Below are 22884 nucleotides of genomic sequence, written 5' to 3' on the forward strand. Positions count from 1 at the left end.
CTGGCTTTCGGATAGAATGCGCAACCTTAATTGATTGCAGTCCATGTGATCAATCTTAAAATAGTCGCGTAGCTCAGCTGGTTAGAGCACCACCTTGACATGGTGGGGGTCGATGGTTCGAGTCCATTCGCGACTACCAAAATTCAAAAAGCCGTTATAATTAACGGCTTTTGTTGTTTTTATCAAATGCTTTGTATAGGCCTTGTTTCAAGGTTGTTCGCTAAAATTTTGACGGATCTGGCATGCCAAATATTCGATTACCCGATGGTTCTGTAAGACAGTTTGAACACGCTGTAACGGTGGCGGAGGTGGCTGCCAATATCGGCACCGGTTTGGCAAAAGCCGCGCTGGCTGGCAAGGTGACTTATCCCGGCCAGGAAGCAAAGCTGGTAGATACCAGTCATCAGATTGCGCAAGATGTTGAGCTGGCGATTATCACGGACAAGAACGAAGAGGGGCTGGAAATTATCCGCCACTCAACCGCACACTTGTTGGCCTATGCGGTAAAAGAGCTGTTCCCGGATGCTCAGGTGACGATAGGTCCTGTCATTGAAAATGGCTTCTATTACGACTTTAGCTATAAGCGCCCATTTACGCCGGATGATCTGGTGGCCATTGAGAAGAAAATGGCAGAGTTGGCAAAGAAAGACGAAAAGGTCGAGCGCAAAGTGCTGCCGCGTGATGAAGCGGTGGCTTACTTCAAAAGCATTAACGAGCACTACAAAGCCGAGATCATTGCCAGCATTCCCAGCAATGAGGATGTTTCGCTGTATTCAGAAGGCGCGTTTACCGACTTGTGCCGTGGCCCGCACGTGCCGAATACCGGCAAGCTCAAGGCATTTAAATTGATGAAGCTGGCCGGCGCCTACTGGCGCGGTGACAGCAATAACGAAATGCTGCAACGTGTGTATGGCACTGCCTGGCGCAATAAAGAAGAGTTGGAAGCTTATCTGCATATGCTGGAAGAGGCTGAGAAGCGCGATCACCGCAAGCTCGGCAAGCAGCTCGATTTTTACCATATGCAGGAGGATGCGCCGGGGATGGTGTTCTGGCATCCGCGAGGCTGGGTCATCTGGCAAGAAGTCGAGCAGTACATGCGTGCCAAATTCAGGGAGTACGATTACCAGGAAGTACGTACGCCGACAGTACTGGACAAAACCCTGTGGGAAAAATCCGGCCACTGGCAAAACTACCGTGACAATATGTTTGTCACCCAGTCGGAAAACCGTGATTATGCCGTGAAGCCGATGAACTGCCCCGGTCATATCCAGATTTTCAACAGCAGTTTGCATAGCTACCGCGATTTACCTTTGCGGCTGGCAGAGTTTGGTTCTTGCCACCGTAACGAGCCGTCTGGTTCTTTGCATGGCTTGATGCGCGTGCGTGGCTTCACCCAAGATGATGCCCATATTTTCTGTATGGAATCGCAAGTTGAAGCCGAAGTGGCGGACTTTATCAAAATGTTGTACGAAGTCTATAAAGACTTTGGGTTTGACGATGTGATCGTTAAATTGTCTACTCGCCCAGAAAAGCGTGTGGGTACGGAAGAGGCATGGGACATGGCAGAAAATGCCTTGGCTAACGCGATTAAGGCGAATGGCCTTGAGTTCGAGTATCAGCCGGGCGAAGGCGCTTTTTACGGCCCGAAAATTGAATTCACCCTCAAAGACTCGCTCGGTCGTATGTGGCAATGCGGCACCATCCAGCTAGACCCAAACCTGCCAGAGCGCCTGGGCGCCGAGTATGTGGCTGAAGATAATACGCGCCAGCGGCCTATCATGCTGCACCGTGCGATTGTCGGTTCCATGGAGCGTTTTTTAGGCATCTTGATCGAAAACTTTGCGGGTGCCATGCCGGTCTGGCTGTCGCCTGTGCAGGTGATGGTGCTTAATATTTCCGACAATCAGGCCGATTACGTGCGCCAAGTAGTTGAAAAATTGAAGAAAAATGGCATTCGATGCGATTTTGACTTGAGAAACGAGAAGATTACCTATAAAATACGCGAACATAGTTTGCAAAAATTGCCTTATCTGATTGTTGTTGGCGATAAGGAAATGCAAAATGGTCATGTGGCCGTACGTACCAGAAAAGGTGAAGATCTGGGTGCGATGTCGGTAGATGCGTTTGTTGCGCGTGTACAGCAAGACATCCAAAACCGGGTCTAATTTTTTAGGTGCCGTGCGGCTTTGTTTATTGTTAGGGGATTGTTATAGCTCAGGATAAAGATACACGCATTAATGGCGATATTACCGCGCCACAAGTGCGTCTGATTGGTGTAGATGGCGAACCGTTAGGCATTATGAGTCTCAAAGAGGCCTTTGCCAAAGCGGAAGAAGCTGATATTGATATTGTTGAAATTGCACCAAATGCTGCACCGCCCGTGTGCCGTTTGATGGATTATGGCAAATTCAAATACGCCGAGAGCAAGCGTCTACACGAGCAAAAACTCAAACAAAAACAGGTGCAGATCAAAGAGGTCAAATTTAGACCTGGCACCGATGATGGCGATTACAACATCAAGTTGCGTAACATTATTCGCTTTTTGGGCGATGGTGACAAAGCCAAGATTACTTTGCGCTTCCGTGGCCGTGAAATTACGCATCAGGAGTTCGGTTTGGCGCTGTTGAAGCGTCTGGAAGCGGATCTGGCTGAGCATGCAGCGGTCGAGCAGTATCCGAAAATGGAAGGCCGTCAAATGGTGATGGTACTGGCGCCCGCTAAAAAGGTGCCACCGAAAAAAGCGGACAAGTCCGCAGAAGAATAAGTTTTTTGGAGTGATATGGCTAAATTGGCTGCCTACTCACTCTTTACTCAACCTCTAAGGAGACCAAAATGCCAAAGATGAAAACAAAGAGCAGCGCCAAAAAGCGCTTCAAGTTCTTGGGTAACGGCAAAGTGAAGCGTACACACTCTCACTTGCGCCACATCCTGACCAAGAAAACAACCAAGCAAAAACGTAAACTGCGCGGTACCGCAATTATTTCTGCGACCGACGTGAAACGCGTTCGCGCAATGATGCCAACACAATAAGGAGACCGACATGCCTAGAGTAAAACGTGGTGTCATCGCACGCGCAAAACACAAAAAAGTATTAAATGCTGCTAAAGGTTACCGTGGTCGTCGTAAGAACGTCTACCGTGTTGCCAAACAGGCGGTCATGAAAGCCGGTCAATATGCATACCGTGACCGTCGTCAGAAAAAACGTCAATTCCGCGCATTGTGGATTGCCCGTATTAACGCGGCAGCCCGTGAAGCTGGTTTGACCTACAGCCGTTTCATGAATGGCTTGAAAAAAGCTGCGGTTGAAGTTGACCGTAAAGTGCTGGCTGATCTGGCCGTGTTCGATAAAGCTGCTTTTGCCAAGTTTGTAGAATTGGCTAAAACAGGTTTAAGCGCCTAATCAGACCTACCAAAAAAAGAGGCTGCGGCCTCTTTTTTTATTTTAATGTTACTTAAACCCTAAAAGAATACCGACGATGGCTGATCTTAATCACTTAATCGCAGAAGCAGCACAGGACTTTGCCGCTTGTCATGATATCCCTGCACTGGAAAACGCCAAGGCCAAATTTTTGGGCAAGTCAGGCGCTATTACTGATGCACTGAAGGGCTTGGGCAAGTTGAGTGCCGAAGAACGTCCTGCAGCCGGGGCAGCGATTAATGTGGTCAAGCAGGCGGTCGAGCAAGCCTTGAATGACCGCCGTGACAGTATTTTGGCCGCAGCCCAGGCCAAGCAGCTGGCGAGCGAAACCATTGATGTGACTTTGCCTGCGCGTGCGCAGTCCAAAGGGGGCCTGCATCCTGTGACGCTGACTTTGCGTCGTGTGGAAGAGCTGTTTCACTCTATCGGTTTTAGTGTGGCCGATGGCCCTGAAATTGAAACCGATTTTTATAATTTCACCGCTTTGAATATCCCTGACAACCACCCGGCGCGTGCGATGCACGATACGTTTTATGTGGAAACCGGTGGGGATAACATGGAATACGTGCTGCGCACACATACCTCGCCAGTGCAGGTCCATTACATGCAAGACAATACGCCGCCTTTAAAAATTATTGCGCCAGGGCGTGTGTATCGCGTGGACTCGGATGCGACACACTCACCGATGTTTCATCAGGTGGAAGGCTTGTGGGTAGATGAGCAGATCAGTTTTGCTAACCTAAAAGGCGTTGTGCAGGATTTCCTGCAAAAATTCTTTGAGCGTGACGATTTAACCGTCCGTTTCCGTCCGTCTTTCTTTCCGTTTACCGAGCCGTCAGCCGAGATGGACATGAGCTGGAATGGCGGTTGGCTGGAAATCGGTGGTTGCGGTATGGTGCATCCCGAAGTACTCAAGCACGTCAATATCGATAGCAGCAAATACCGTGGTTTTGCTTTTGGTTTGGGTGTCGAGCGCCTGGCCATGTTGCGTTATGGCGTCAATGATTTACGCCATTTCTTTAATAATGATCTGCGTTTTTTGCAGCAGTTCATCAAGTAATTTCAGCGCCCGCGCACTTTAAACAGCAGAATTAAGACAAGGTAAGACAGATATGCAGTTCTCCGAACAATGGTTACGATCCATGGTGAATCCAGCGATGGATACCGAGCAGCTTGGTCATGCGCTGACGATGGCAGGCCTGGAGGTTGAAGCGCTCACGCCTGTTGCGCCAGCGTTTAGCCGCGTCGTTGTGGCCGAGATTTTGGAGGCGGCCAAACATCCAGACGCTGATCGCCTGCAAGTGTGCAAGGTGAAAGTCGGCGAGGAGACTTTGCAAATTGTCTGTGGTGCCCCTAATGCGCGTGCCGGTTTGAAAGCCCCATGTGCGCTGGTTGGCGCACAGTTACCAGAAAACAATGGGCAACCAGGCATTCAAATCAAGCAAGCCAAAGTACGTGGGGTTGAGTCTTTTGGCATGATGTGTTCTGCCAAAGAACTGGGCATTGCCACAGAAGCCAACGGCATTCTGGAGCTGCCAGCAGACGCGCCGGTTGGTCAGGATATTCGTGAGTATCTGGATTTGAACGACCATGCCTACACGTTAAAGCTCACGCCTAACCGTGCGGATTGCCTGAGCATCGTCGGTATTGCACGCGATGTGGTTGCGATGACCGGCGCGCCAATGACTGCACCAATTGTTGCCCCTGCTGCGGTGACAGGGACACTGACCAAAAACGTGACGCTGCAAGCCAGTACGGCTTGCCTGGCCTATTATGGCCGGGTGATCGAAGGCGTGAATGCACAAGCTAAAACGCCAGACTGGATGGTCCGTCGCCTTGAGCGTAGTGGTATTCGTAGCATCAGTGCGCTGGTGGATATCACCAATTATATTTTGCTGGAGCAAGGGCAACCGTTGCATGCCTTTGACCTGAACCTGCTGCAAGGCGATATTCAGGTACGTTTTGCCCAGGCAGGCGAAAAACTGATATTGCTTAATGACACAGAAGTCAACCTCAAAGGCGATGATTTGGTCATTGCCGACAGTAACGGCCCCGTGGCGTTGGCAGGCATCATGGGGGGTAACCCCAGCGCAGTCAGCGATACTACGCAAGCGATCTTTTTAGAAAGCGCATTCTTCACGCCAGATGTGATGGCTGGTAAAGCCCGTCGTTTGGGGTTGAGCACCGACTCCTCTTACCGTTTTGAGCGTGGCGTGGATTTTGGTAACACACTGAATGCGCTTGAACGTGCGACGGCATTGGTGCTCGAAATTTGTGGTGGCCAGGCCGCCGCCGTCACCGCAGTGACTGCCGACTTGCCGGTACGCAAGCAAGTCAGCTTGCGGTATGCCTACCTGCTGTCAGTGTTAGGCATAGAAATCAGCCTGGCGCGTGTAGGGCAGTTGCTCACACAATTAGGTTTCAGTTACACCGAAAGCAATGGTGTGTTCCAGGTCAATGCGCCCAGCTTCCGGTTTGATATCGCACGTGAAGAAGACCTGATTGAAGAAGTTGCCCGTTTGCATGGCTACGAGCATATCCCGGCACTGACCCCTGTGGCACCGCAAGGCATGCTGGCCTCGCCAGAAGCGCAGCGCAGCAAGCATTGGTTGCGCGATGTCATGGTTAATCAAGGCTATCAGGAAGTCGTCACCTACAGCTTTGTTGACGCAAGCTGGGAGCGTGATTTGTATGGGAATGAAGCACCGATTGCACTTAAAAACCCGATTGCCAGCAATCTGAGCGTGATGCGCTCCGGTTTGTGGGGCGGTCTGCTGGATGCTCTGGACTACAACCTCAAGCGTCAGCAAACCCGTGCCATGCTGTTTGAGCTCGGTGCGCGCTATGAACAAGGTAACCAGGGCTTTATCGAAACATTGACATTGTCTGGCCTGATCTATGGCAGCGTCCAGCCAGAACAATGGGCGACAGAAGCCCGCGCTTTTGATTTTTATGATGCCAAGGCCCACGTCGAGTCGCTGTTCGCACAAACCGTGCGTTTTGTGGTTGAGCAGCATCCCGCCTTACATCCAGGCCAGTCAGCACGCATTTATCTGGGCGATCAAGCTGTAGGCTGGCTAGGTAAATTGCATCCGCAATGGCAACAACAGTATGGCCTGACCAGCGCCTGTTATCTGTTTGAGCTTGATGCCGCCGCTGCGCTGGCGACGCAAGTGCCGGCGTATAGCGAGGTAAGCAAGTTCTTACCTGTACGCCGTGACCTTGCCGTGATTGTTGATCAAAATGTGTCAGCACAAACCATGATTGATGCCATTATTGCCGAGCAAATTCCGCAATTACAAACCCTAAAATTGTTTGATGTTTATCAAGGCAAAGGGGTGCCAGAAAACAAAAAAAGCCTTGCATTTCTTGTACTTATGCAAGATACTTGCAAGACAATGGTCGATGAGGAAGTCGATACCATCGTGGCGCGAATCCTCAATAACTGGTCATCCAATTTTGCTGCATCACTAAGATAGTATCACTTAGGGATAACATCATTTAGGTAATTCATCAGGATAATGCCATTTAAATCATCATTGCATTACTCCAAGGATTAACAGTTGATACAACTCAAGCGTCATCTCGCATAATAAGAAGGTTCAGGGGATCGTTAATGACACTCACAAAAGCTGATTTAGCCGATTTGTTGTTCGAACAAGTCGGGCTGAACAAGCGCGAAGCCAAGGATATGGTCGAAGCGTTTTTTGAAGAAGTCCGGAATGCGCTAGAAGAAGGGGACAGCGTCAAACTATCCGGTTTCGGTAATTTTGAACTGCGTACCAAATCCGAGCGCCCAGGTCGTAACCCAAAAACCGGTGAAGAAATCCCGATTTCTGCACGCCGTGTGGTGACCTTTCATGCCAGCCAAAAATTGAAATTACGCGTAGAAGAACACTACGCAGAACATCCATTGCAAGCACAAGCCTGATCTGATTACACCCTATGCTAGAAACGCAAAAAGTGTCGTTGCCCCCCATTCCCGCCAAGCGCTACTTCACTATTGGTGAAGTGAGCGAACTATGCGGGGTGAAGCCGCACGTCTTGCGTTACTGGGAACAAGAGTTCACTCAGCTCAAGCCTGTCAAACGCCGCGGCAATCGTCGCTATTACCAGCATCACGAAGTCCTGCTGATCCGTAAAATTCGCGAACTCCTATACGAGCAAGGCTTTACCATCAGTGGCGCCCGCAATCGCCTAGATGGTGTGGAAGAAAAAGCAGATAAACCGCGCAGCAGCACCGAATCAGCGGTTTCAAGCAGTCCACAACCTCAGGGCTTGATGGCAGAAGAAATATCGCAATCCGCTATTGATGTGGCGGCGCTTAGAGAACAAATTCAACAAGTACTGCAATTGCTCAAAGTGCCTGCATAAGCGCACAACGTAGCCATAAAAACCGCATATTCTGCTTAGCGAATATGCGGTTTTGCTTTATAATGCCACCTTCTTTTTCAAACGGTTTTATCGTTTGATTTTGAATATTCGGGGCGTAGCGCAGCCTGGTAGCGCACTTGCATGGGGTGCAAGGGGTCGCGAGTTCGAATCCCGCCGTCCCGACCAAACACATATCCAAGGTGGTTCAATACCATCCAAAGAATAGCCTTGAAACGACCTTTCAAGGCTATTTTTACGTATCAGCCATCCAAAGTAGTTCATTGATATCCACGAGTAAAGTGGGGTAAGTGACGGGGTAACAACACTTGGCCCCAGTGTGAGTTACCTCAACATTAGCAAGTGGTGGCGGCTCTAGTATCGCTTTGCAGCAAAAGAAAAGCTGCTTTCCCTAGGTACTTATCCAGATATCTCCCTATAGCAAGCCAATCAAGAGCGTGAAGAAGCCATAAAGCTAGTGGCTGAGGGCATGGATCCCAGCTTGGAGCAGCAGCGGAGCTGAGGCTTTTTATTGGGTTCAATCCAAGGGTCAGTTTAATTCGACAGTGTTGGTGGGGGAGTACTTTTTAAATAGTGATTCTGATTGCATCCAATCATCATTTGCAGTTCATCCTGGCTTGTTTCTGCATGCCTCAAGTCTTAAGAGTACTGCAGCACCTAATACTGAAGATTTACGTCATTTCAAGCTGTCAACAAGGTTGATCATGTGAGGAGATCAAACTCTCTGAGGCTGCGAAGATTGCGGCTTTAAGTCTGATCCAGATCGTCTTGGTTGTGCAATTAAACTGCGAGATCGGGGGTAATGGTTACGGGTACTTGAAGTTGTTGGCTGATGGTCCCAATATGGCGGGCCAGGGCTTCGTTGAGTGGCATCGGGCGGTTTAAGTAGAAGCCTTGTGCATAGGCGACGCCCATTTCTTTGAGGCAGTCCAAGGTGGCTTGGTCTTCAACATATTCTGCAATGGTCTTGATTTCCATGGATTGGGCAACGCTTTGAATGGCTTTGGCCATGGCTAAGTCTACCTTGTTGCTGGTGATGTCTTTGACATAGGCACCATCCATTTTGAGGAAGTTGACGGGCAGGTGCTTGAGGTAGCTGAACGAGGACATGCCGCTGCCAAAGTCATCCAGCATAAAACGTGTGCCCATTTTTTGTAGTTCTTTGATCAGTTTGATCGTGTTGTCGATATTGATAATTGCCGAGGTTTCAGTAATTTCAAAGCAGACATGGCCGGGCGAAATCTCGTAGGTTTCAAAGCAGTTTTTGATGTAGGGCAGTAGCTGTGGATCTCCAAGAGACATGCCCGAGAGGTTAATGCTGACAATAAACGGTTTGATGCTGGATTGCAGTTTGAACAGGGGTTGTAATGCCATAAAGGCATGTTGAATGACCCAGCGATCAATTTTGGTCATGAGATTGTAACGCTCTGCCGATGGCAGAAACTCGGCAGGCGGGATAATGCCGCCGTTTTCGTCACGCTTGCGGATCAGGATTTCATAGAAGGGGGGCAGTTCTTTTTGCTGTAGCGGAAAAATACCTTGGCAATACAATACAAATTCGTTGTGTTCGATGGCTTCGTTGATGCGCAGTACCCACTCCATTTCTGCATGGCGCTTGAGCATCACGTCATCTTCATTATGGAACAGGTGAATCTGGTTGCGGCCGTTGTCTTTGGCAACGTAGCAGGCGGCATCCGCATGGCGCGTAATCTGGCCAACATCCTTGAGGTCTGCGGTGATTTCAACGATGCCTATGCTAATGCCTGTTTGAAATAGCCGACCTTCGTGCATGAAACGAAAGGCCTCGACCATTTGCCGCAGTTGTGCGGCGATTTCAATGGCTTTTTCAACCTGGCAATAACTCAGTAACAAGCCAAATTCATCGCCACCCAGGCGGGCAAAGGTGTCTTCGGCACGAATGCGTTGGCTCAGGATCATGCTGATCTGCCGTAGCATTTCGTCGCCCGCCAGGTGACCGCAGGTGTCGTTAATGACGCGGAACTGGTCGAGGTCCATGTAGCAGAAGACATGATTGGCACGATGCTGTTTGACGTCTTGCAAGGCTTGCTGCAACCTTCTTTCGAGTTCCTGTCGATTGACCAGTCCGGTTAGGGCGTCGTGCCGCGCCTGATAACGCAATTGCGCCTGTGCATCTTGAATGCGGTGACGCATGTCTGCCTCGACGTGCTGCATCTCACGCGAGATCTGGTTGATCGTACTTTGTAAGGATTTGATCTCTGGCAGGGTATTTTTAACCTGGCTGACCTGCTGGCTACCGATCACAAAGCGCTTGAGTGCCGCGGTCATATCGCGAATTGGCTGACTGATGGAGCGGCTGACCCAGCTGACAAGGATGGAACACAAGATCAGGGTCAGCGTGATATAGCCGACATTTTTAATAAATGCCTGTCTATGGTCTTCGATCAGGGCGGCTTTGTCTACGGATACAAATACATATCCCAAAAGCTGATGTGCGGGCGTGGTGGAAAACACTTTCACCATGGTGATGTCGTGCGTGGCTTGCTGCATCACCATCGTGTCTTGCTGGAGCAGGCCGTCTTGCATAGTGAAGACTGCACCTACATTGGCGATCGGTTGTTTATTGGCGTCTGCAATGATCAGTGAAAGATAGGGCTCGCGGTTCAGCTGGCTTGCCTTGAGCAAGCGATCAATATAAGGCTTGCCATGTAATTGATCTTGATTATGGATGACCGCAGACAAGAATTTTGCAGTGGTCAAGGCATGCTGACTGAGTTTTTCTTCTTCATGTTGCAGTTGTTCTTTAAAGTCGAACAACAGAAAAATGCAGGAAAGCGCGAAGACGGGGCCGATGACTAGAAGCAGTAGTCTGGACTGTATACTCAGGTTTTGGAAGAATTGCATGGATTCCAGGTCAAATACTAAATAACATCAGCACAAATACAAATGGGTTGCACTGCCGTCGCCGGTGATTCATGACATCCCCCCCAATTTCGTGTATAAGTTTAATGTTTGTCACTGCAAAAATTGCTTACTCACGCGTGTTCAGCCTAGGTTTGACTCGTTCCGGTGACATCCGCAAGCATTCAAGTTTTCGATTCGTTCTAGTGTATTGGTTTTCTCATGATTCAGCAAATTTATATCACAGATTACTTGTCTGGAGCGGCTGCGCAGCCTGTTGCGCAAGTTGAATCACTCTTGAATCAGTGTCCGTCGTTGCAATATGCAAGCTGGCAAACAGTTGCACAGCCACCCTTAAATGCCTTATTTACGCAGTTGGTCGCGCCTGATTCCCGCGCACCACACGCTCCAGTCAGTCGCGTATTGTCGTCAAGAGTGGAGGAGACTGTCCTGCCGGCCTTTTGTCTGCTGCCTGTCCATTTGGCAATGCGACGTGATACGTTTAGTTTGCAGTCAATTGTGCCCTTGTCGTCAGCGATTTATCAAGCGCTCACAACGCGGCTACAAGCCCATTTTGCAGCAGATTTTGAGCTGCATATTGATGCAGGTCAGCGGTACTGGTGGGTACAACCTTTGCGACAGGTTCAGGCACAGTGCCGCTGGCCACAGGATTGTTTGTTTCAGCAAGCCATGCACTGGCAGCCGCAAGGGCCTGATGCCGGCCTGATCCGGCAATGGGCCAACGAGATGCAAATGCTGCTGCATCAACTGGCCACCGAGCCATCCATGGCTGACTGGCCAGGAGCGCTCAACAGCCTTTGGTTTGCCAGCGTGGGCCCTGTGCCAGATTGGCAGCATGGGTTTGATTTGGTTGCCGGGCAAGGCGAGGTCTTTGCTGGGTTGAGTGCCTTGCAATTACCCAGATGCAAAGCGACCACGCTGGCTGAGGTGATGCAACTGCCGCGTACACAACAGGCGCTGTGGATCACCGATGAACTTGAAACGCTGGATTGGCCTGCGCTCAACCAGGCCTTGCAAGCTGGCACGCTTCAAGCACTTCACATCGTGCTCCCGTTTGCTGAACGTAGTGTACAGATTCATTACCAGAAACGTCCGCGCTGGCAGTTCTGGCGCAAGCCCACCACGTTAAACAAGCTATTGCAGCAACTCGAGCAATCGCTATCTTCCGCCACTGAGCAAGCGGGATTCAACCCATGAAGATTCAACAGAGAACTTATGACATCGCTGCGCTGGAAGGCTTGCAAGCGCAGGGCTTGCCGCCATTGATGGCGAGATTGCTCGCAGCGAGAGGCGTGACAAGCGCTGACTGGGGCTTGCAAGACATGCCGCATCTGCTTAAACCGGAGGCCTTGACCGGCGCAGCGGAAATGGCAAGGCAATTGGCTGATGCGATTGCGCAACAACAGCGCATTTTAATCATCGGCGATTATGACGCGGATGGTGCAACAGCGACCAGTGTCGCCATGCGCGGCTTGCGCATGATGGGCGCCGAGGTCGATTTTCTGGTGCCTAACCGGTTTGAATATGGCTATGGACTCACGCCGGAAATTGTCGCGCTGGCAGCCACGCGGCAGCCGCAGGTGCTGCTGACTGTGGATAACGGCATCGCCAGTATAGAGGGCGTGGCCGCGGCCAAGGCACTGGGCCTACGCGTTCTGATTACCGATCATCATTTGCCCGCCGAGCAAACGCCTGCTGCAGATTGCATCGTGAATCCCAACCAGCGTGGCTGCGGTTTCCCGAGCAAGCATCTGGCTGGCGTCGGCGTGATGTTTTATGTACTGATTGCCTTGCGTGCCGAGCTCAAGCAGCGCGGCCAGTTGGCTGAAGACCAAGTCCACTTGGGGCGCTTGCTCGATCTGGTCGCGCTGGGCACCGTCGCAGACCTGGTGCGGCTGGATGCCAATAACCGTATTCTGGTTAGGCAAGGCCTCAAGCGTATCCGTCAGGGCCAAGCCTGCCCTGGCATTCAGGCCATTCTTAAGCTCGCCGGGCGCGATCCGCAACAAGTGAGTGCGCAAGATTTGGGCTTTTATGTCGGCCCACGTCTGAATGCTGCTGGTCGCCTGGATGATATGACCATCGGCATTCGCTGTTTGCTGGCCGAGACGCCGCAAGAAGCCATGCAATATGCGCAGCAGTTGCATCGCCTCAATGCCGAGCGCAAGCAGATTGAAGCTGAGATGCAATTCGACGCCATGGCCGATTTGAATCAGGATTTTCGTCCAGAGCAGTACACGATTAGCGTATTCCAGCCAGACTGGCATCAGGGGGTCATCGGTATTCTGGCATCACGCATCAAAGAGCGTTTTCACCGCCCCGTCATTGTCTTTGCCGATGCCGGAGACGGCTTGATTAAAGGCTCAGGCCGCTCTATCGCCGGCTTGCATTTGCGCGATGCGCTCGATTTGGTCACCAAACAGCAACCCGATCTCATCGTCAAATTTGGCGGCCATGCCATGGCGGCCGGCTTGAGTGTCCGCGCTGAAGATTTTTCACGTTTTCAGCAGGCATTTGAGCAGGTCGTGCAAAGCCTGATCAGCGCAGAAGTCTTGCAAGAGATGCTGGAAACCGATGGCGGCCTTGCGCCAAATGAGATGTCTTTGCAAACGGCAGAATTACTGACCCAGCATGTCTGGGGCCAAGGCTTTCCACAACCGGTGTTTTATGATCAGTTTGACGTCTTGTCACAAAAATTATTGGCCGAAAAGCACTTAAAACTGCGCCTGCAAAAACACAACCAGCAATTTGATGCCATTTATTTTCAGCACGCTGAACCGTTGCCAGAACAAGTCGAACTTGCCTACTCGTTACAAGTGAATGAGTACAACGGTAACCGTAGCTTGCAATTACAAGTGGTGCATGCAGTTGTTTGAAAAGCTTGCTGATTGATGACTTTAAAAATTACAAAGCGTTATGTGATCAACTTGTTGCATCCCCTTGGCTGTTAGTTTTCATACGGCGGGCTGTAAACGAGTCCGCCCTACGCGGGCTCACCCCATCAACCAATGCAGCTTTTGCATGACCCTTATATAATGCGTAACGGATTTATTGTTGAAGGTGTTTTGGCTGGTAAGACTATGCCAAAAGGTTGGGTGTACCCACCCACAAATATCAACTATAAAAAGGCAGGCCCACAGTAAAGGTTAAAAATGAATAAAACAGAACTTGAGATAAGTAAGCTTATAAAGCCAACTTTAGAGGCTGCGGGATTCGCGCTTAAGAAAGACTGGAATAGTTTCGTCAGATACACGGATTATGGATTTGATGATTTTATGATAGTTGATCAAGGACACTTGGGGTCTGGTTATAAAACTATAGGTTGTGCATTTGGTGTGCGTCATGACGTCATCCAAAATTTGTTTAACTCAATGGGTCTTATCTATGGTGAAGAGGCACAAAAACAGAATGTCACACTTGCTCTTTCTTTTCCCTTTATACCTTGGCAAAGCAGAGAGTCAGAGTTGAAAATTTATCCAGAAACCCGCGCTGAAGATATACAGAAAGTCGCGCAGATAATCACAAATGCTTTTAAGCAGCACGCTTTGCCCTTTTATGCAAAATATGCTGATTTGAGGGCAGTTGAAGCAAAAATAAATGACTCACCAATGGCTAACCTTTGGCCCTACACAGCCGGTGGAGTAGACCCTACCATTCAGGTCATCATTAGTTTGCTCTGTGCAAAAGCAGTGAATCCGAATCGTTATGATTTGATAAAAGAAGTGTTCACCGATAAATATATCGAAAATGATACTGTGCCAGATGCATATTCAGAAAGATGGATAGCCATGCTGTACAAAATAGATGCAATAAATCTCTCATTTGGTGAGAAGGTTTGAAAACCTATTGGTGAAGGGGAATAATTGGGGTCAGAGTAAAAATAAAAAAGTCAGGCCCCGTAGGGCGTACCCGCCTGCGGTTCGCCGTATAAATGGCTAGCTACGCCCAGTACGCAATTTCAAATTTGCTTGTCTGAATCAATGGGGTCAGACTCGATTGATTTAGTCGGATTAATTTACTATCGTGCATCTATCTGTGTTTTTTAAGAGCGGTATCTGCCATGGCCCGACTCCCTCGTTTTGTTTTGCTTGGTCACCCACAACACGTTATTATCCGAGGCAATAACCGCGCCGCAGTCTTTGCTGCGGAAGAGGATTATCAATTCTTCTTAGATAAATTGGCAGACGCGGCCAAAAAGCATCAATGCGATATTCACGCCTATGTATTAATGACCAATCACATACATCTGTTAGCCACACCCCACAAAGAAGATGGGCTTTCCAAAATGATGCAAATGTTGGGGCGTTACTATGTGCAGTACTATAACTACACCTACAAGCGCAGTGGCACTTTATGGGAAGGTCGTTACAAAGCCAGCCTGATCGACAGCGAACAATATGCGCTGCTTTGTTATCGCTATATAGAGCTGAATCCAGTAAGAGCCAATATGGTCGGCCATCCTGCTGAATATCCCTGGAGCAGTTATTGTGTAAATGCCTTGGGGCAGCATGACCCAATCGTGACGCCGCATGCGATGTATTGGGCCTTGGGCAATGATGATGGACAAAGGCAATCACACTATCGAAGCCTGTTTGATGGGCAGGTAGACGAGATCAGTCTGGAGCAAATACGTGAAGCGACCAATAAGGCGTGGGTGTTGGGCAGTGACTATTTCAAACAAAGTATCGCTAGCCAATTAAATCGACGGTCGTATAAGATGGCTAAAGGCGGGGACAGGAAATCTAGTGAGTTTCAAAAGTTAAAGAGTGGAATCAATCGAGTCTGACCCCATTGATTTTGATTATTCTTGCTTAATCTGTAGATAGCTTTTTTAAATAAAGCCCATCAGGTGAGTATGCTGACATCAGCATAAAACTACGCTGATTATTTTGACCAAATGGCGGGTTTGGACTGTGACTACAATTAACCAGCTTTAGGCCCTTTACCCTAAATCAGTTAAAATATAGCCTTCATTCAAGAGGTTGAAGTATGGCCCGTCCGTTTAAAGCTCCCAAAAGTCCGATTCGTCCGCCTCGTGCGCCCAAAGTGACGCCGCCCACTGTAGAGGCTGGCGAAGAAGCCCTGCCTGCGCCGCGTGAAGGTCAACGCTTGCATAAACTGCTGGCGATGGCGGGGTTTGGCTCACGTCGCGACATGGAGGCTTTGATCGAAACCGGCCGCATTACCATTAATGGCCAGGTGGCGCAGGTGGGCGCGGTGGTTGATGAGCATGATATGGTGCGCATGGATAGCAGGATTCTGCATCTGCCGTTTGAGGCGGAGTTACCGCAAGTATTGCTGTACCACAAGCCGGAAGGCGAGATTGTGAGTCAGGATGACCCGGAAGGGCGTGCCACGGTATTTGACAAGCTGCCACGCATCAAACAGGGCAAGTGGATTGCCGTGGGGCGTCTGGATATGAATACCAGCGGTTTGCTGATGTTTACTAACTCCGGCGAGTTGGCCAACCGGTTTATGCATCCACGCTATGAGGTGGAGCGCGAATATGCGGTGCGTATTCTGGGGGAACTGACTGAAGAGCAGATGGCGCAACTCAAGCACGGCATTGAGCTCGAAGACGGCCCAGCCAACTTTGAAAGTATTTTCCCTAACGGGGGCGAAGGCGCCAACAAGTGGTATCAGGTGGTGATTAAAGAGGGCCGTAACCGTGAAGTCCGTCGCCTGTTTGAAGCATTTCACCTGCCGGTGAGCCGCTTGATGCGTGTGCGCTTCGGGCCAATTGCGTTGCCGCCCCGCCTCAAGCGCGGCACCATGCTCAAGCTGGAACAAAAACAGGTGGTGGCTTTGCTGGAGTGGGCAGGCTTGCCTGTGCCGCGCAAGCCGCTCAAGCAAATGAGCCCGCATGACCGTGACCGTGCGACGCGCGTGTTTACGCCTAAAGTACGCAAGCAGCGCCGTAGCTTGCTGGATACTGTGAATAATCCCGTTGATACGCAGCAAGAGCGTCCGACACGCGCGCCAACTGGCAACCGTCGTATTCGTCAGGATTCAGACTTGAAGCAGGCCTCCATGCAAAATGCGCGTATCAATAGCGGTGCTAAAAAACGCACTGACCGTAATCGGGGGCGTGGTTAATCTGCGCGTCGTGTGTTGACGGAAAAGCCGATCGCATGACTGACAGTCGTATGCAAGAATCTCTGGTCACGCATCGATATCCGCGTGTGCTGTCTATCGCTGGCTCTGATAGTAGTGGTGGTGCCGGGATTCAGGCCGACCTCAAAACATTCTCTGCCCTTGGTTGCTATGGCATGACGGCCATTACCGCGCTGACGGCGCAAAATACGCAAGGGGTGCGCGCCATTCATAGCGTGCCGGTCAGCATGTTGCGTGACCAGATTGATGCGGTGGTCGAAGATATTGGTGTCGATGCCGTCAAGATCGGCATGCTGCATTCTCCTGAAGTGGTAGAGGCGGTGGCACAGGCGCTGGATGCTCATGGTCTCAAGCAAGTGGTGCTGGACCCGGTGATGGTGGCAGCCAATGGTGCCAAACTGATTTCTGATGAGGCGATTGCCGTGCTGGTATCCGAGTTGTTTCCACGGGCATTGGTGGTGACCCCGAATTTGGATGAGGCGTCGTTGCTGCTGGGCCGTCCGCTCACGCAAAGCGATGCACTTGCCGAGGCCGCGCAAGCCTTACTTGCACAAGGCGCGCACGCCATTTTGCTCAAAGGGGGGCATCTGTCTGGCCATGACGTGCTGGATATTCTGGTGCAAGCCCATGCCAATGGGCAGGACAATGTAATGCAGCGCTTGCATTCAGTGCGCATTTCTACCCATAACTTGCATGGCACCGGATGTACGCTTTCATCCGCGATCGCTGCCTATCTTGCCTTGGGCTGTAACCTGTCAGAGGCTGTGTTGGCGGCCAGAACCTATGTGCGCGGAGCCTTATATGCGGGCTCGCATGTGCGCACAGGCGAGGGCGTCGGGCCACTCAATCATGGCTTTGCACCCGAAGCAATGAAGGTTTACGGCGAATAGCGTTTAATGCTACCAAGCCAAGAAGAGCAGCGTAGGCCTCAGTATTGCTGTGTGCCTGCGCGGATAACACGTTATTCAGTGTGTAGCCCGGCTTCCAGCAAGTCTTCTTTAGTGAGCATGAACACAAACTGGTCGCCGCCACTGGTATCCAGCCAGGTAAAGGGTAAGTCTGGATAGGCTTCATGCAAGGCGTCACGGTTGTGGCCGATTTCTACCACAAGCACGCCGCCATCATTCAAGTATTCAGCTGCCTGCGTCAGCAGGACGTGGGTATGGTCCAGCCCGGCAACGCCGCTGCCCAAAGCCAGTTGCGGCTCTTTGCGGTACTCTTCTGGTAACTCAGCCATGCTAGGGGCATCTACATAAGGCGGATTGCTGATAATCACGTCATATTTACGGCCTTTGAGTGCGGTAAACATATCGGATTGCACCGCTTGCACCTGATGTTCAAGGCCGTAGCGCTGGATGTTGATATTACAGACCTCAATGGCATCCGGGGAGATATCCACCACATCAATATGCGCATTGGGGAAGGCCTCGGCCAGTAACACGCCCAGGCAGCCCGAGCCGGTACAAATATCCGCTGCGGATTCCACCATTTCCGGAAACTCAACCCAAGGCTGCAAGCCATCTTCAAGCAATTCGGCAATAAATGAGCGTGGCACGATGACGCGTTCATCGACGTAAAACTTGAACCCGCGCAGCCAGGCTTCATTCACAAGGTAGGCGGTTGGCGTATGTTCTGTGACCCGCTTGTCGATCAAGGTTGCCAGGTGCTGGCTTTCCTCTGTGGTTAAACGCGCATCCAGAAAGTTATTCAGGGTGTCATGCGGCAAATGCAGTGCGCTCATGATCAGCCAGACAGCTTCGTCATAGCTGTTATCGGTGCCATGACCATAAAAAATGTCAGAGTTTTCAAAACGGCTCACAGCGTAGCGCAGCCAGTCGCGGATGGTATGTAGGTTAGTTGTCATGGTTTTAATTTACCGCCGATAAACGCAGATAAACGCCGATACGAAGAGGTGTCGATTCAGAACTGATTGACGATTCTCTTGATATCCACTTTTGCTCTGCCAAAATTAATAAGTAGGCATACTTTCAAATGGGTCGCTTTAAGGTAATTCATGCATTGTGACTGGTGTTCTGGTGAGAGTGCATTGCATGCTTTCAATTCTAAAATGATGCATTCATTCACCAAGATGTCGACAAAATACTCACCAACCATAGTATTTTTGTAATAAACCGCGACCGGATATTGAGCTTTTGCAGTCAGGCCTGCACTCCTCAATTCCAATAGCAGAGCATTTTCATACACTTTTTCTAAAAAACCACACCCAAGATAGTTACTGACTGCATATACACAACCGATAACTCTACCGGTGAGTGCGTCAAGTGCCAGTCTTTCTTGATCGGCGTTCATTAGCGTTTATCGGCGGTTAAATCAACCCAGCAACAATAATTCCATGGTGCGCTTATAGGTTTCTTTGAGTGGCTCAATATCGGCCACGGCGACGCATTCGTTCAATTTATGGATGGTGGCATTTAACGGCCCGAATTCAATCACTTCTTTGCAGATATCGGCAATAAAGCGCCCATCGGAGGTACCGCCAGTGGTAGACAGCTCGGGCGTGACCCCGTAACTCTGCACAATCGCGTTGCTGATAGCTTCTACCAGCTTGCCGCGTGGCGTGATATAGGACTGGTTATGTTCCCAGTCCAGGCTGTATTCAAAGCCGTGGCTGTCGAGAATCGCGTGGACGCGCGTACGCAAACTTTGCTCTGAGCTGCCTTGCCCATCGACTTCAGGGCAGTAGCGGAAGTTAAACAATATCTCGACATGCCCAGGCACCACATTGGTCGCGCCGGTGCCGCCGTTGATGTTAGAAATCTGCCAGGAAGTCGGCGGAAAATATTCGTTGCCGTTGTCCCATACGGTTTCAACCATGTCTTTAATGGCCGGAGCTGCCAGATGAATCGGGTTTTTCACCAGATGCGGATAGGCAATATGGCCCTGAATGCCTTTGACGATGAGTTTGCCGGACAGGGAGCCGCGTCTGCCATTTTTAATCATGTCACCGACCACTTTGTTGCTGGTAGGCTCACCCACAATGCAGTAATCAAAGCTTTCGCCGCGGGCTTGCAACGCCTCCACCACTTTGACGGTGCCCTCAATCGCAATACCTTCTTCATCTGAGGTGATCAGCAGGCCAATCGAACCAGGATGGTCAGGATGTTCGGCGATAAATTCTTCGATGCTGGTGATAAACGCAGCGAGCGAGGTTTTCATGTCTGCCGCGCCGCGTGCATACAGCATACCGTCTTTAATCGTAGGCTCAAACGGTGGCGTATGCCATTGGTCCAACGGGCCAGTGGGGACGACATCGGTATGGCCGGCAAACACGATCAGTGGACCGGTGGTGCCACGTCTGGCATAAAAGTTATCGACCTCGCCAAAACGCATGCGCTCAATCTTGAACCCCAGTGGCGCCAGGCGGGCAATCATGGCCTCCTGACAGCCGGCATCTTCTGGCGTCAGCGAGCGGCGTTTAAGCAAATCAATGGCAAGATCCAGTGTTTTTGACATAGTGGTTATTCTTGAGTAAACAGTTGGCGGTAATCGGCTTCATTAAAACCGAGGGCGATGATTTTATCGGCGTTGACCAATACCGGGCGTTTAATCACCGAGGTTTTGGACTGCATCAGGGCAAGTGCAGAGGCAGCATCTACTACGCTATTTTTTTCCGGTTCGGCCAAGTTGCGCCAGGTCATCCCGCTGCGGTTCACCAGTTTTTCCCAAGGATATTGTTGCAGCCAGGCTTGGCCGGTGACGCTATCCAGGCCCTGTTTCTTGAAGTCGTGAAATTCGTATGCAATGGCGTGTTGGTCCAGCCAGTCACGCGCTTTTTTGACGGTATTGCAATTGGGGATGCCGTATAGTTTCATGGCTGATCATCAAGCTAAAAAACTTATTTTACCAGCCACGGCAGATGGCGTCGCCATTTATTGCGGTGTTCACATAACCTCAGAACAGGTTTTGGGTTGCTGACTGCGATTGCAGTTTGCTGAATACATCAAACAGGTATTGTTGCTCTACCGGTTTTGAGAACAGGAAACCCTGCATTTGGTCACAGCCGATGTTGACCAGCGCTTTGCGCTGTTCCTCGTCTTCCACGCCTTCGGCGACGACGTTCAGATTGAGTGCATGCGCCAGTTTGACGATAGCCTCAACAATCGAGAGCGAGGTGTGCGAAACTGCCACATTTTTGGTCAGGGAGCGGTCCAGTTTGACTTCGCTGACTTCCAGGTCCTCTAAATGTGTGAGGCTGAACGGATGCAAGCCAAAATCATCCAGCGAGATTTTAAGGCCCTGCTGTTTAAATTGGCGCAAGGTGTCCTTGAACTGGCCCTGATGATGAATGGCGTTAGTTTCAGACACTTCCAGAATGAGGTTGCGGGATTCTACGGCATGCGCTTCAAGAATCGATTGAATCAACGCGCCCAACTGTTTGTTGCGGAACTGCTGGTTGGACATGTTGACTGAAATGCTTAGGTCTATGCCGCGATCGCGCGCCTGGCTAATCGTGCGGCAGGCCTGGGAGATGACCCAGGCGTTGATTTCTTCAATCATGCCAAAGCGCTCCGCTGCCTCAATGAAACTATTGGGGGAGAGCAGTCCGCGGGCCGGATGCTGCCAGCGTAACAGCGCTTCGGCACCATGGACCATGCGCGTGATGGCATCCACTTTGGGCTGAAACAGTAGCCTGAACTCTTGCTCGCTAATGGCTTGCTTGAGCTCAATACGGGTTTGTTGCATCTCGTCAGAGGCTTGCTCGATCTCGGCATCAAAGAATCGATACTGGTTTTTGCCGTTTTCCTTAGCCTTGTACATGGCGGCGTCTGCATTCAGTTTGAGTTTTTGCAGGTTGCCGTCTTGTGGATACATCGATACGCCCACCGAGCACGAAATCTCAATCACGTGATCTTCAATCACAAAGGTTTCGCGTAACGCATCCACCACACGCTGAATCACGGTGACCACGCTCTGGTGATTTTCAATCTCACTCAATACGGCAATAAATTCGTCGCCACCGGCACGTGCCACATAATCACAATTGCGGATGGCATTGCTGATACGCTTGGAGACTTCAATCAGCAGCAAATCGCCAATATGGTGACCAAACTGGTCATTGACCGGTTTGAAGTGATCCAGGTCGATATAAGCCAGGGCCAGCGATTCCCCGTTACGGTCACAGCGCTTGGCACTCAGGATCAGGTGCTGGTTTAAAGCATCCCGGTTGGGCAGGTGTGTGAGCGGATCATAGGCCAGGAATTTTTTATTGACGGTTTGCGTATTGCGGAAGGTCAGTTTGCTTTGCGCTAGATCGATATTGCGCTCATAAAAAATCACCAGAATAAACGAGGTGATAAATAAAAAGACCGGGACCAGAACCAGCAGTAGCATTAAATAATTATCGGCTTGATCGCTGGGCTGCCCAATCAGCATATTGTTATGCACAATACTGAGGTTGATGGCCGTGTGCGAGGCCAAAAAGCCCAGTGCAATTTCTATCGAAAACATCCACTTCAAACGTTTTTCGAGTTTGCCGCTATAGCCTTTGAGCCAGAGGATGGTGACAATTGCCAGGGCGGCGGTCAGGCAGGCCAGGAACAGGGAAAACAGGGCGGTCCAGGTGTCTATGCGGATATTGATGGCCCCGGCACTGATCTGATAAAAATAAGACAGCAGGTAGCCACTGATGCCGGTGGCCGCAGAAGCGGAGAGCAGATCACGTAAGGGCAGTCTTTTTTTATGGACCGTTTTGAGGATAGCGGCCGCCAACAGATAGCTGCACAGCATGCAGCCAATCAGGTCGATAGGATGTTGGCTAACCTTAGGGATATTATCTGCGAGAAACTGGTAGCCAGCATGCAGGCTGAAGATACCAGCTGCCATGACGACGGCATATTTTTTGAGCATGAAGTCATGCTCTTTGGGAGTGGCAACACGCAAACGATCAACCAGTTTGAACGCAAAAAAGCATCCAACGACGCTGGATGTAAAGAGTGCGACCAATAGCATTTGCGTTGTTATCATAAGTAATTGCACGTTTATTTTGATTGTTTAATGTGTGGCACGACTACTTGTTCTTTGTGCTTGCTCTGTATTGC

General features: G+C 50.4%; 20 protein-coding genes and 2 tRNA genes. 16 read left to right on the forward strand and 6 right to left on the reverse strand.

Annotated features, from left to right (window positions below; genetic code table 11):
• Window positions 1-62 precede the first annotated feature (62 nt).
• From ACT53D_RS01695 to ACT53D_RS01740, 10 genes are all read left to right on the forward strand, one after another.
• Window positions 63-139, forward strand: a tRNA-Val gene (locus ACT53D_RS01695).
• 103 nt (window positions 140-242) lie between these two features.
• Window positions 243-2165, forward strand: coding sequence for a threonine--tRNA ligase (gene thrS, locus ACT53D_RS01700; protein ID WP_194748233.1), 1923 nt, complete (start codon window positions 243-245; stop codon window positions 2163-2165).
• A 44-nt stretch (window positions 2166-2209) separates the two neighbouring features.
• Window positions 2210-2764, forward strand: coding sequence for a translation initiation factor IF-3 (infC, locus tag ACT53D_RS01705; protein WP_275356385.1), 555 nt, complete (start codon window positions 2210-2212; stop codon window positions 2762-2764).
• A gap of 68 nt (window positions 2765-2832) precedes the next feature.
• Window positions 2833-3030, forward strand: coding sequence for a 50S ribosomal protein L35 (rpmI, locus tag ACT53D_RS01710; RefSeq protein ID WP_018985786.1), 198 nt, complete (start codon window positions 2833-2835; stop codon window positions 3028-3030).
• A gap of 10 nt (window positions 3031-3040) precedes the next feature.
• Window positions 3041-3400 carry a 50S ribosomal protein L20 gene (gene rplT, locus ACT53D_RS01715; protein WP_194748232.1) on the forward strand — a complete coding sequence of 120 codons (360 nt, stop codon included), beginning with the start codon at window positions 3041-3043 and terminating at the stop codon, window positions 3398-3400.
• A gap of 76 nt (window positions 3401-3476) precedes the next feature.
• Entirely contained in the window at window positions 3477-4478 is a 1002-nt protein-coding gene (gene pheS / locus ACT53D_RS01720; protein ID WP_275355881.1) for a phenylalanine--tRNA ligase subunit alpha, read from the forward strand.
• 52 nt (window positions 4479-4530) lie between these two features.
• Entirely contained in the window at window positions 4531-6897 is a 2367-nt protein-coding gene (gene pheT, locus ACT53D_RS01725; RefSeq protein ID WP_476154174.1) for a phenylalanine--tRNA ligase subunit beta, read from the forward strand.
• Window positions 6898-7034: 137 nt separating this feature from the next.
• Window positions 7035-7349: an integration host factor subunit alpha gene (locus ACT53D_RS01730; protein ID WP_194748229.1), complete on the forward strand. Its 315-nt coding sequence runs from the start codon at window positions 7035-7037 to the stop codon at window positions 7347-7349.
• 14 nt (window positions 7350-7363) lie between these two features.
• Window positions 7364-7792, forward strand: a complete 429-nt coding sequence (locus tag ACT53D_RS01735) for a MerR family transcriptional regulator (protein ID WP_476154176.1) — start codon at window positions 7364-7366, stop codon at window positions 7790-7792.
• 109 nt (window positions 7793-7901) lie between these two features.
• A tRNA-Pro gene (locus ACT53D_RS01740) sits at window positions 7902-7978 on the forward strand.
• Between the two features lie 612 nt (window positions 7979-8590).
• On the opposite strand, the gene ACT53D_RS01745 is transcribed toward ACT53D_RS01740, so the two are convergent.
• Window positions 8591-10693 carry a bifunctional diguanylate cyclase/phosphodiesterase gene (locus tag ACT53D_RS01745; RefSeq protein ID WP_379075455.1) on the reverse strand — a complete coding sequence of 701 codons (2103 nt, stop codon included), beginning with the start codon at window positions 10691-10693 and terminating at the stop codon, window positions 8591-8593.
• Window positions 10694-10912: 219 nt separating this feature from the next.
• Here ACT53D_RS01745 and ACT53D_RS01750 point away from each other — a divergent pair, with 219 nt between their 5' ends.
• From ACT53D_RS01750 to thiD, 6 genes are all read left to right on the forward strand, one after another.
• Window positions 10913-11908 carry a hypothetical protein gene (locus ACT53D_RS01750; protein ID WP_379075458.1) on the forward strand — a complete coding sequence of 332 codons (996 nt, stop codon included), beginning with the start codon at window positions 10913-10915 and terminating at the stop codon, window positions 11906-11908.
• A complete protein-coding gene (recJ, locus tag ACT53D_RS01755) occupies window positions 11905-13587 on the forward strand; it encodes a single-stranded-DNA-specific exonuclease RecJ (RefSeq protein WP_476154178.1) in 1683 nt (560 codons plus the stop codon). The genes ACT53D_RS01750 and recJ overlap by 4 nt, the downstream gene beginning before the upstream one ends.
• 276 nt (window positions 13588-13863) lie before the next feature.
• The gene (locus ACT53D_RS01760; RefSeq protein WP_476154180.1) at window positions 13864-14550 is read left to right on the forward strand and encodes a hypothetical protein; all 687 of its coding nucleotides are present in this window, start codon (window positions 13864-13866) and stop codon (window positions 14548-14550) included.
• 221 nt (window positions 14551-14771) lie between these two features.
• Window positions 14772-15497: a transposase gene (locus ACT53D_RS01765; RefSeq protein WP_194748219.1), complete on the forward strand. Its 726-nt coding sequence runs from the start codon at window positions 14772-14774 to the stop codon at window positions 15495-15497.
• Window positions 15498-15700: 203 nt separating this feature from the next.
• Entirely contained in the window at window positions 15701-16807 is a 1107-nt protein-coding gene (gene rluB / locus ACT53D_RS01770; protein WP_476154182.1) for a 23S rRNA pseudouridine(2605) synthase RluB, read from the forward strand.
• A gap of 35 nt (window positions 16808-16842) precedes the next feature.
• Window positions 16843-17715 carry a bifunctional hydroxymethylpyrimidine kinase/phosphomethylpyrimidine kinase gene (thiD, locus tag ACT53D_RS01775; RefSeq protein WP_476154184.1) on the forward strand — a complete coding sequence of 291 codons (873 nt, stop codon included), beginning with the start codon at window positions 16843-16845 and terminating at the stop codon, window positions 17713-17715.
• Window positions 17716-17786: 71 nt separating this feature from the next.
• Here thiD and prmB read toward each other — a convergent pair whose 3' ends face one another.
• The 5 genes from prmB to ACT53D_RS01800 form a co-directional block, all read right to left on the reverse strand.
• On the reverse strand, window positions 17787-18689 hold the full coding sequence (gene prmB, locus ACT53D_RS01780; RefSeq protein WP_476154186.1) for a 50S ribosomal protein L3 N(5)-glutamine methyltransferase: 903 nt from the start codon (window positions 18687-18689) through the stop codon (window positions 17787-17789).
• A gap of 56 nt (window positions 18690-18745) precedes the next feature.
• Window positions 18746-19135, reverse strand: coding sequence for a GxxExxY protein (locus ACT53D_RS01785; RefSeq protein WP_275355863.1), 390 nt, complete (start codon window positions 19133-19135; stop codon window positions 18746-18748).
• 21 nt (window positions 19136-19156) lie between these two features.
• Entirely contained in the window at window positions 19157-20299 is a 1143-nt protein-coding gene (gene dapE / locus ACT53D_RS01790; protein ID WP_379075471.1) for a succinyl-diaminopimelate desuccinylase, read from the reverse strand.
• 5 nt (window positions 20300-20304) lie between these two features.
• On the reverse strand, window positions 20305-20658 hold the full coding sequence (locus ACT53D_RS01795) for an ArsC family reductase (RefSeq protein ID WP_476154188.1): 354 nt from the start codon (window positions 20656-20658) through the stop codon (window positions 20305-20307).
• 79 nt (window positions 20659-20737) lie between these two features.
• Window positions 20738-22810, reverse strand: a complete 2073-nt coding sequence (locus ACT53D_RS01800; RefSeq protein ID WP_275355858.1) for a bifunctional diguanylate cyclase/phosphodiesterase — start codon at window positions 22808-22810, stop codon at window positions 20738-20740.
• Between the last annotated feature and the right edge of the window lie 74 nt (window positions 22811-22884).

The sequence above is a fragment of the Methylophilus sp. DMC16 genome (assembly GCF_056314045.1).

Bases quoted from the DNA above. Each gene is read 5' to 3' on its own strand.
- rluB (WP_476154182.1), top strand. From the start codon at position 15,701: ATGGCCCGTCCGTTTAAAGCTCCCAAAAGTCCGATTCGTCCGCCTCGT.
- ACT53D_RS01760 (WP_476154180.1), top strand. From the start codon at position 13,864: ATGAATAAAACAGAACTTGAGATAAGTAAGCTTATAAAGCCAACTTTA.
- pheT (WP_476154174.1), top strand. From the start codon at position 4,531: ATGCAGTTCTCCGAACAATGGTTACGATCCATGGTGAATCCAGCGATG.
- prmB (WP_476154186.1), bottom strand. From the start codon at position 18,689: ATGACAACTAACCTACATACCATCCGCGACTGGCTGCGCTACGCTGTG.
- ACT53D_RS01795 (WP_476154188.1), bottom strand. From the start codon at position 20,658: ATGAAACTATACGGCATCCCCAATTGCAATACCGTCAAAAAAGCGCGT.
- pheS (WP_275355881.1), top strand. From the start codon at position 3,477: ATGGCTGATCTTAATCACTTAATCGCAGAAGCAGCACAGGACTTTGCC.
- rplT (WP_194748232.1), top strand. From the start codon at position 3,041: ATGCCTAGAGTAAAACGTGGTGTCATCGCACGCGCAAAACACAAAAAA.
- ACT53D_RS01800 (WP_275355858.1), bottom strand. From the start codon at position 22,810: ATGATAACAACGCAAATGCTATTGGTCGCACTCTTTACATCCAGCGTC.
- ACT53D_RS01785 (WP_275355863.1), bottom strand. From the start codon at position 19,135: ATGAACGCCGATCAAGAAAGACTGGCACTTGACGCACTCACCGGTAGA.
- ACT53D_RS01735 (WP_476154176.1), top strand. From the start codon at position 7,364: ATGCTAGAAACGCAAAAAGTGTCGTTGCCCCCCATTCCCGCCAAGCGC.
- recJ (WP_476154178.1), top strand. From the start codon at position 11,905: ATGAAGATTCAACAGAGAACTTATGACATCGCTGCGCTGGAAGGCTTG.
- ACT53D_RS01750 (WP_379075458.1), top strand. From the start codon at position 10,913: ATGATTCAGCAAATTTATATCACAGATTACTTGTCTGGAGCGGCTGCG.
- dapE (WP_379075471.1), bottom strand. From the start codon at position 20,299: ATGTCAAAAACACTGGATCTTGCCATTGATTTGCTTAAACGCCGCTCG.
- thrS (WP_194748233.1), top strand. From the start codon at position 243: ATGCCAAATATTCGATTACCCGATGGTTCTGTAAGACAGTTTGAACAC.
- ACT53D_RS01730 (WP_194748229.1), top strand. From the start codon at position 7,035: ATGACACTCACAAAAGCTGATTTAGCCGATTTGTTGTTCGAACAAGTC.
- ACT53D_RS01745 (WP_379075455.1), bottom strand. From the start codon at position 10,693: ATGCAATTCTTCCAAAACCTGAGTATACAGTCCAGACTACTGCTTCTA.
- thiD (WP_476154184.1), top strand. From the start codon at position 16,843: ATGACTGACAGTCGTATGCAAGAATCTCTGGTCACGCATCGATATCCG.
- ACT53D_RS01765 (WP_194748219.1), top strand. From the start codon at position 14,772: ATGGCCCGACTCCCTCGTTTTGTTTTGCTTGGTCACCCACAACACGTT.
- rpmI (WP_018985786.1), top strand. From the start codon at position 2,833: ATGCCAAAGATGAAAACAAAGAGCAGCGCCAAAAAGCGCTTCAAGTTC.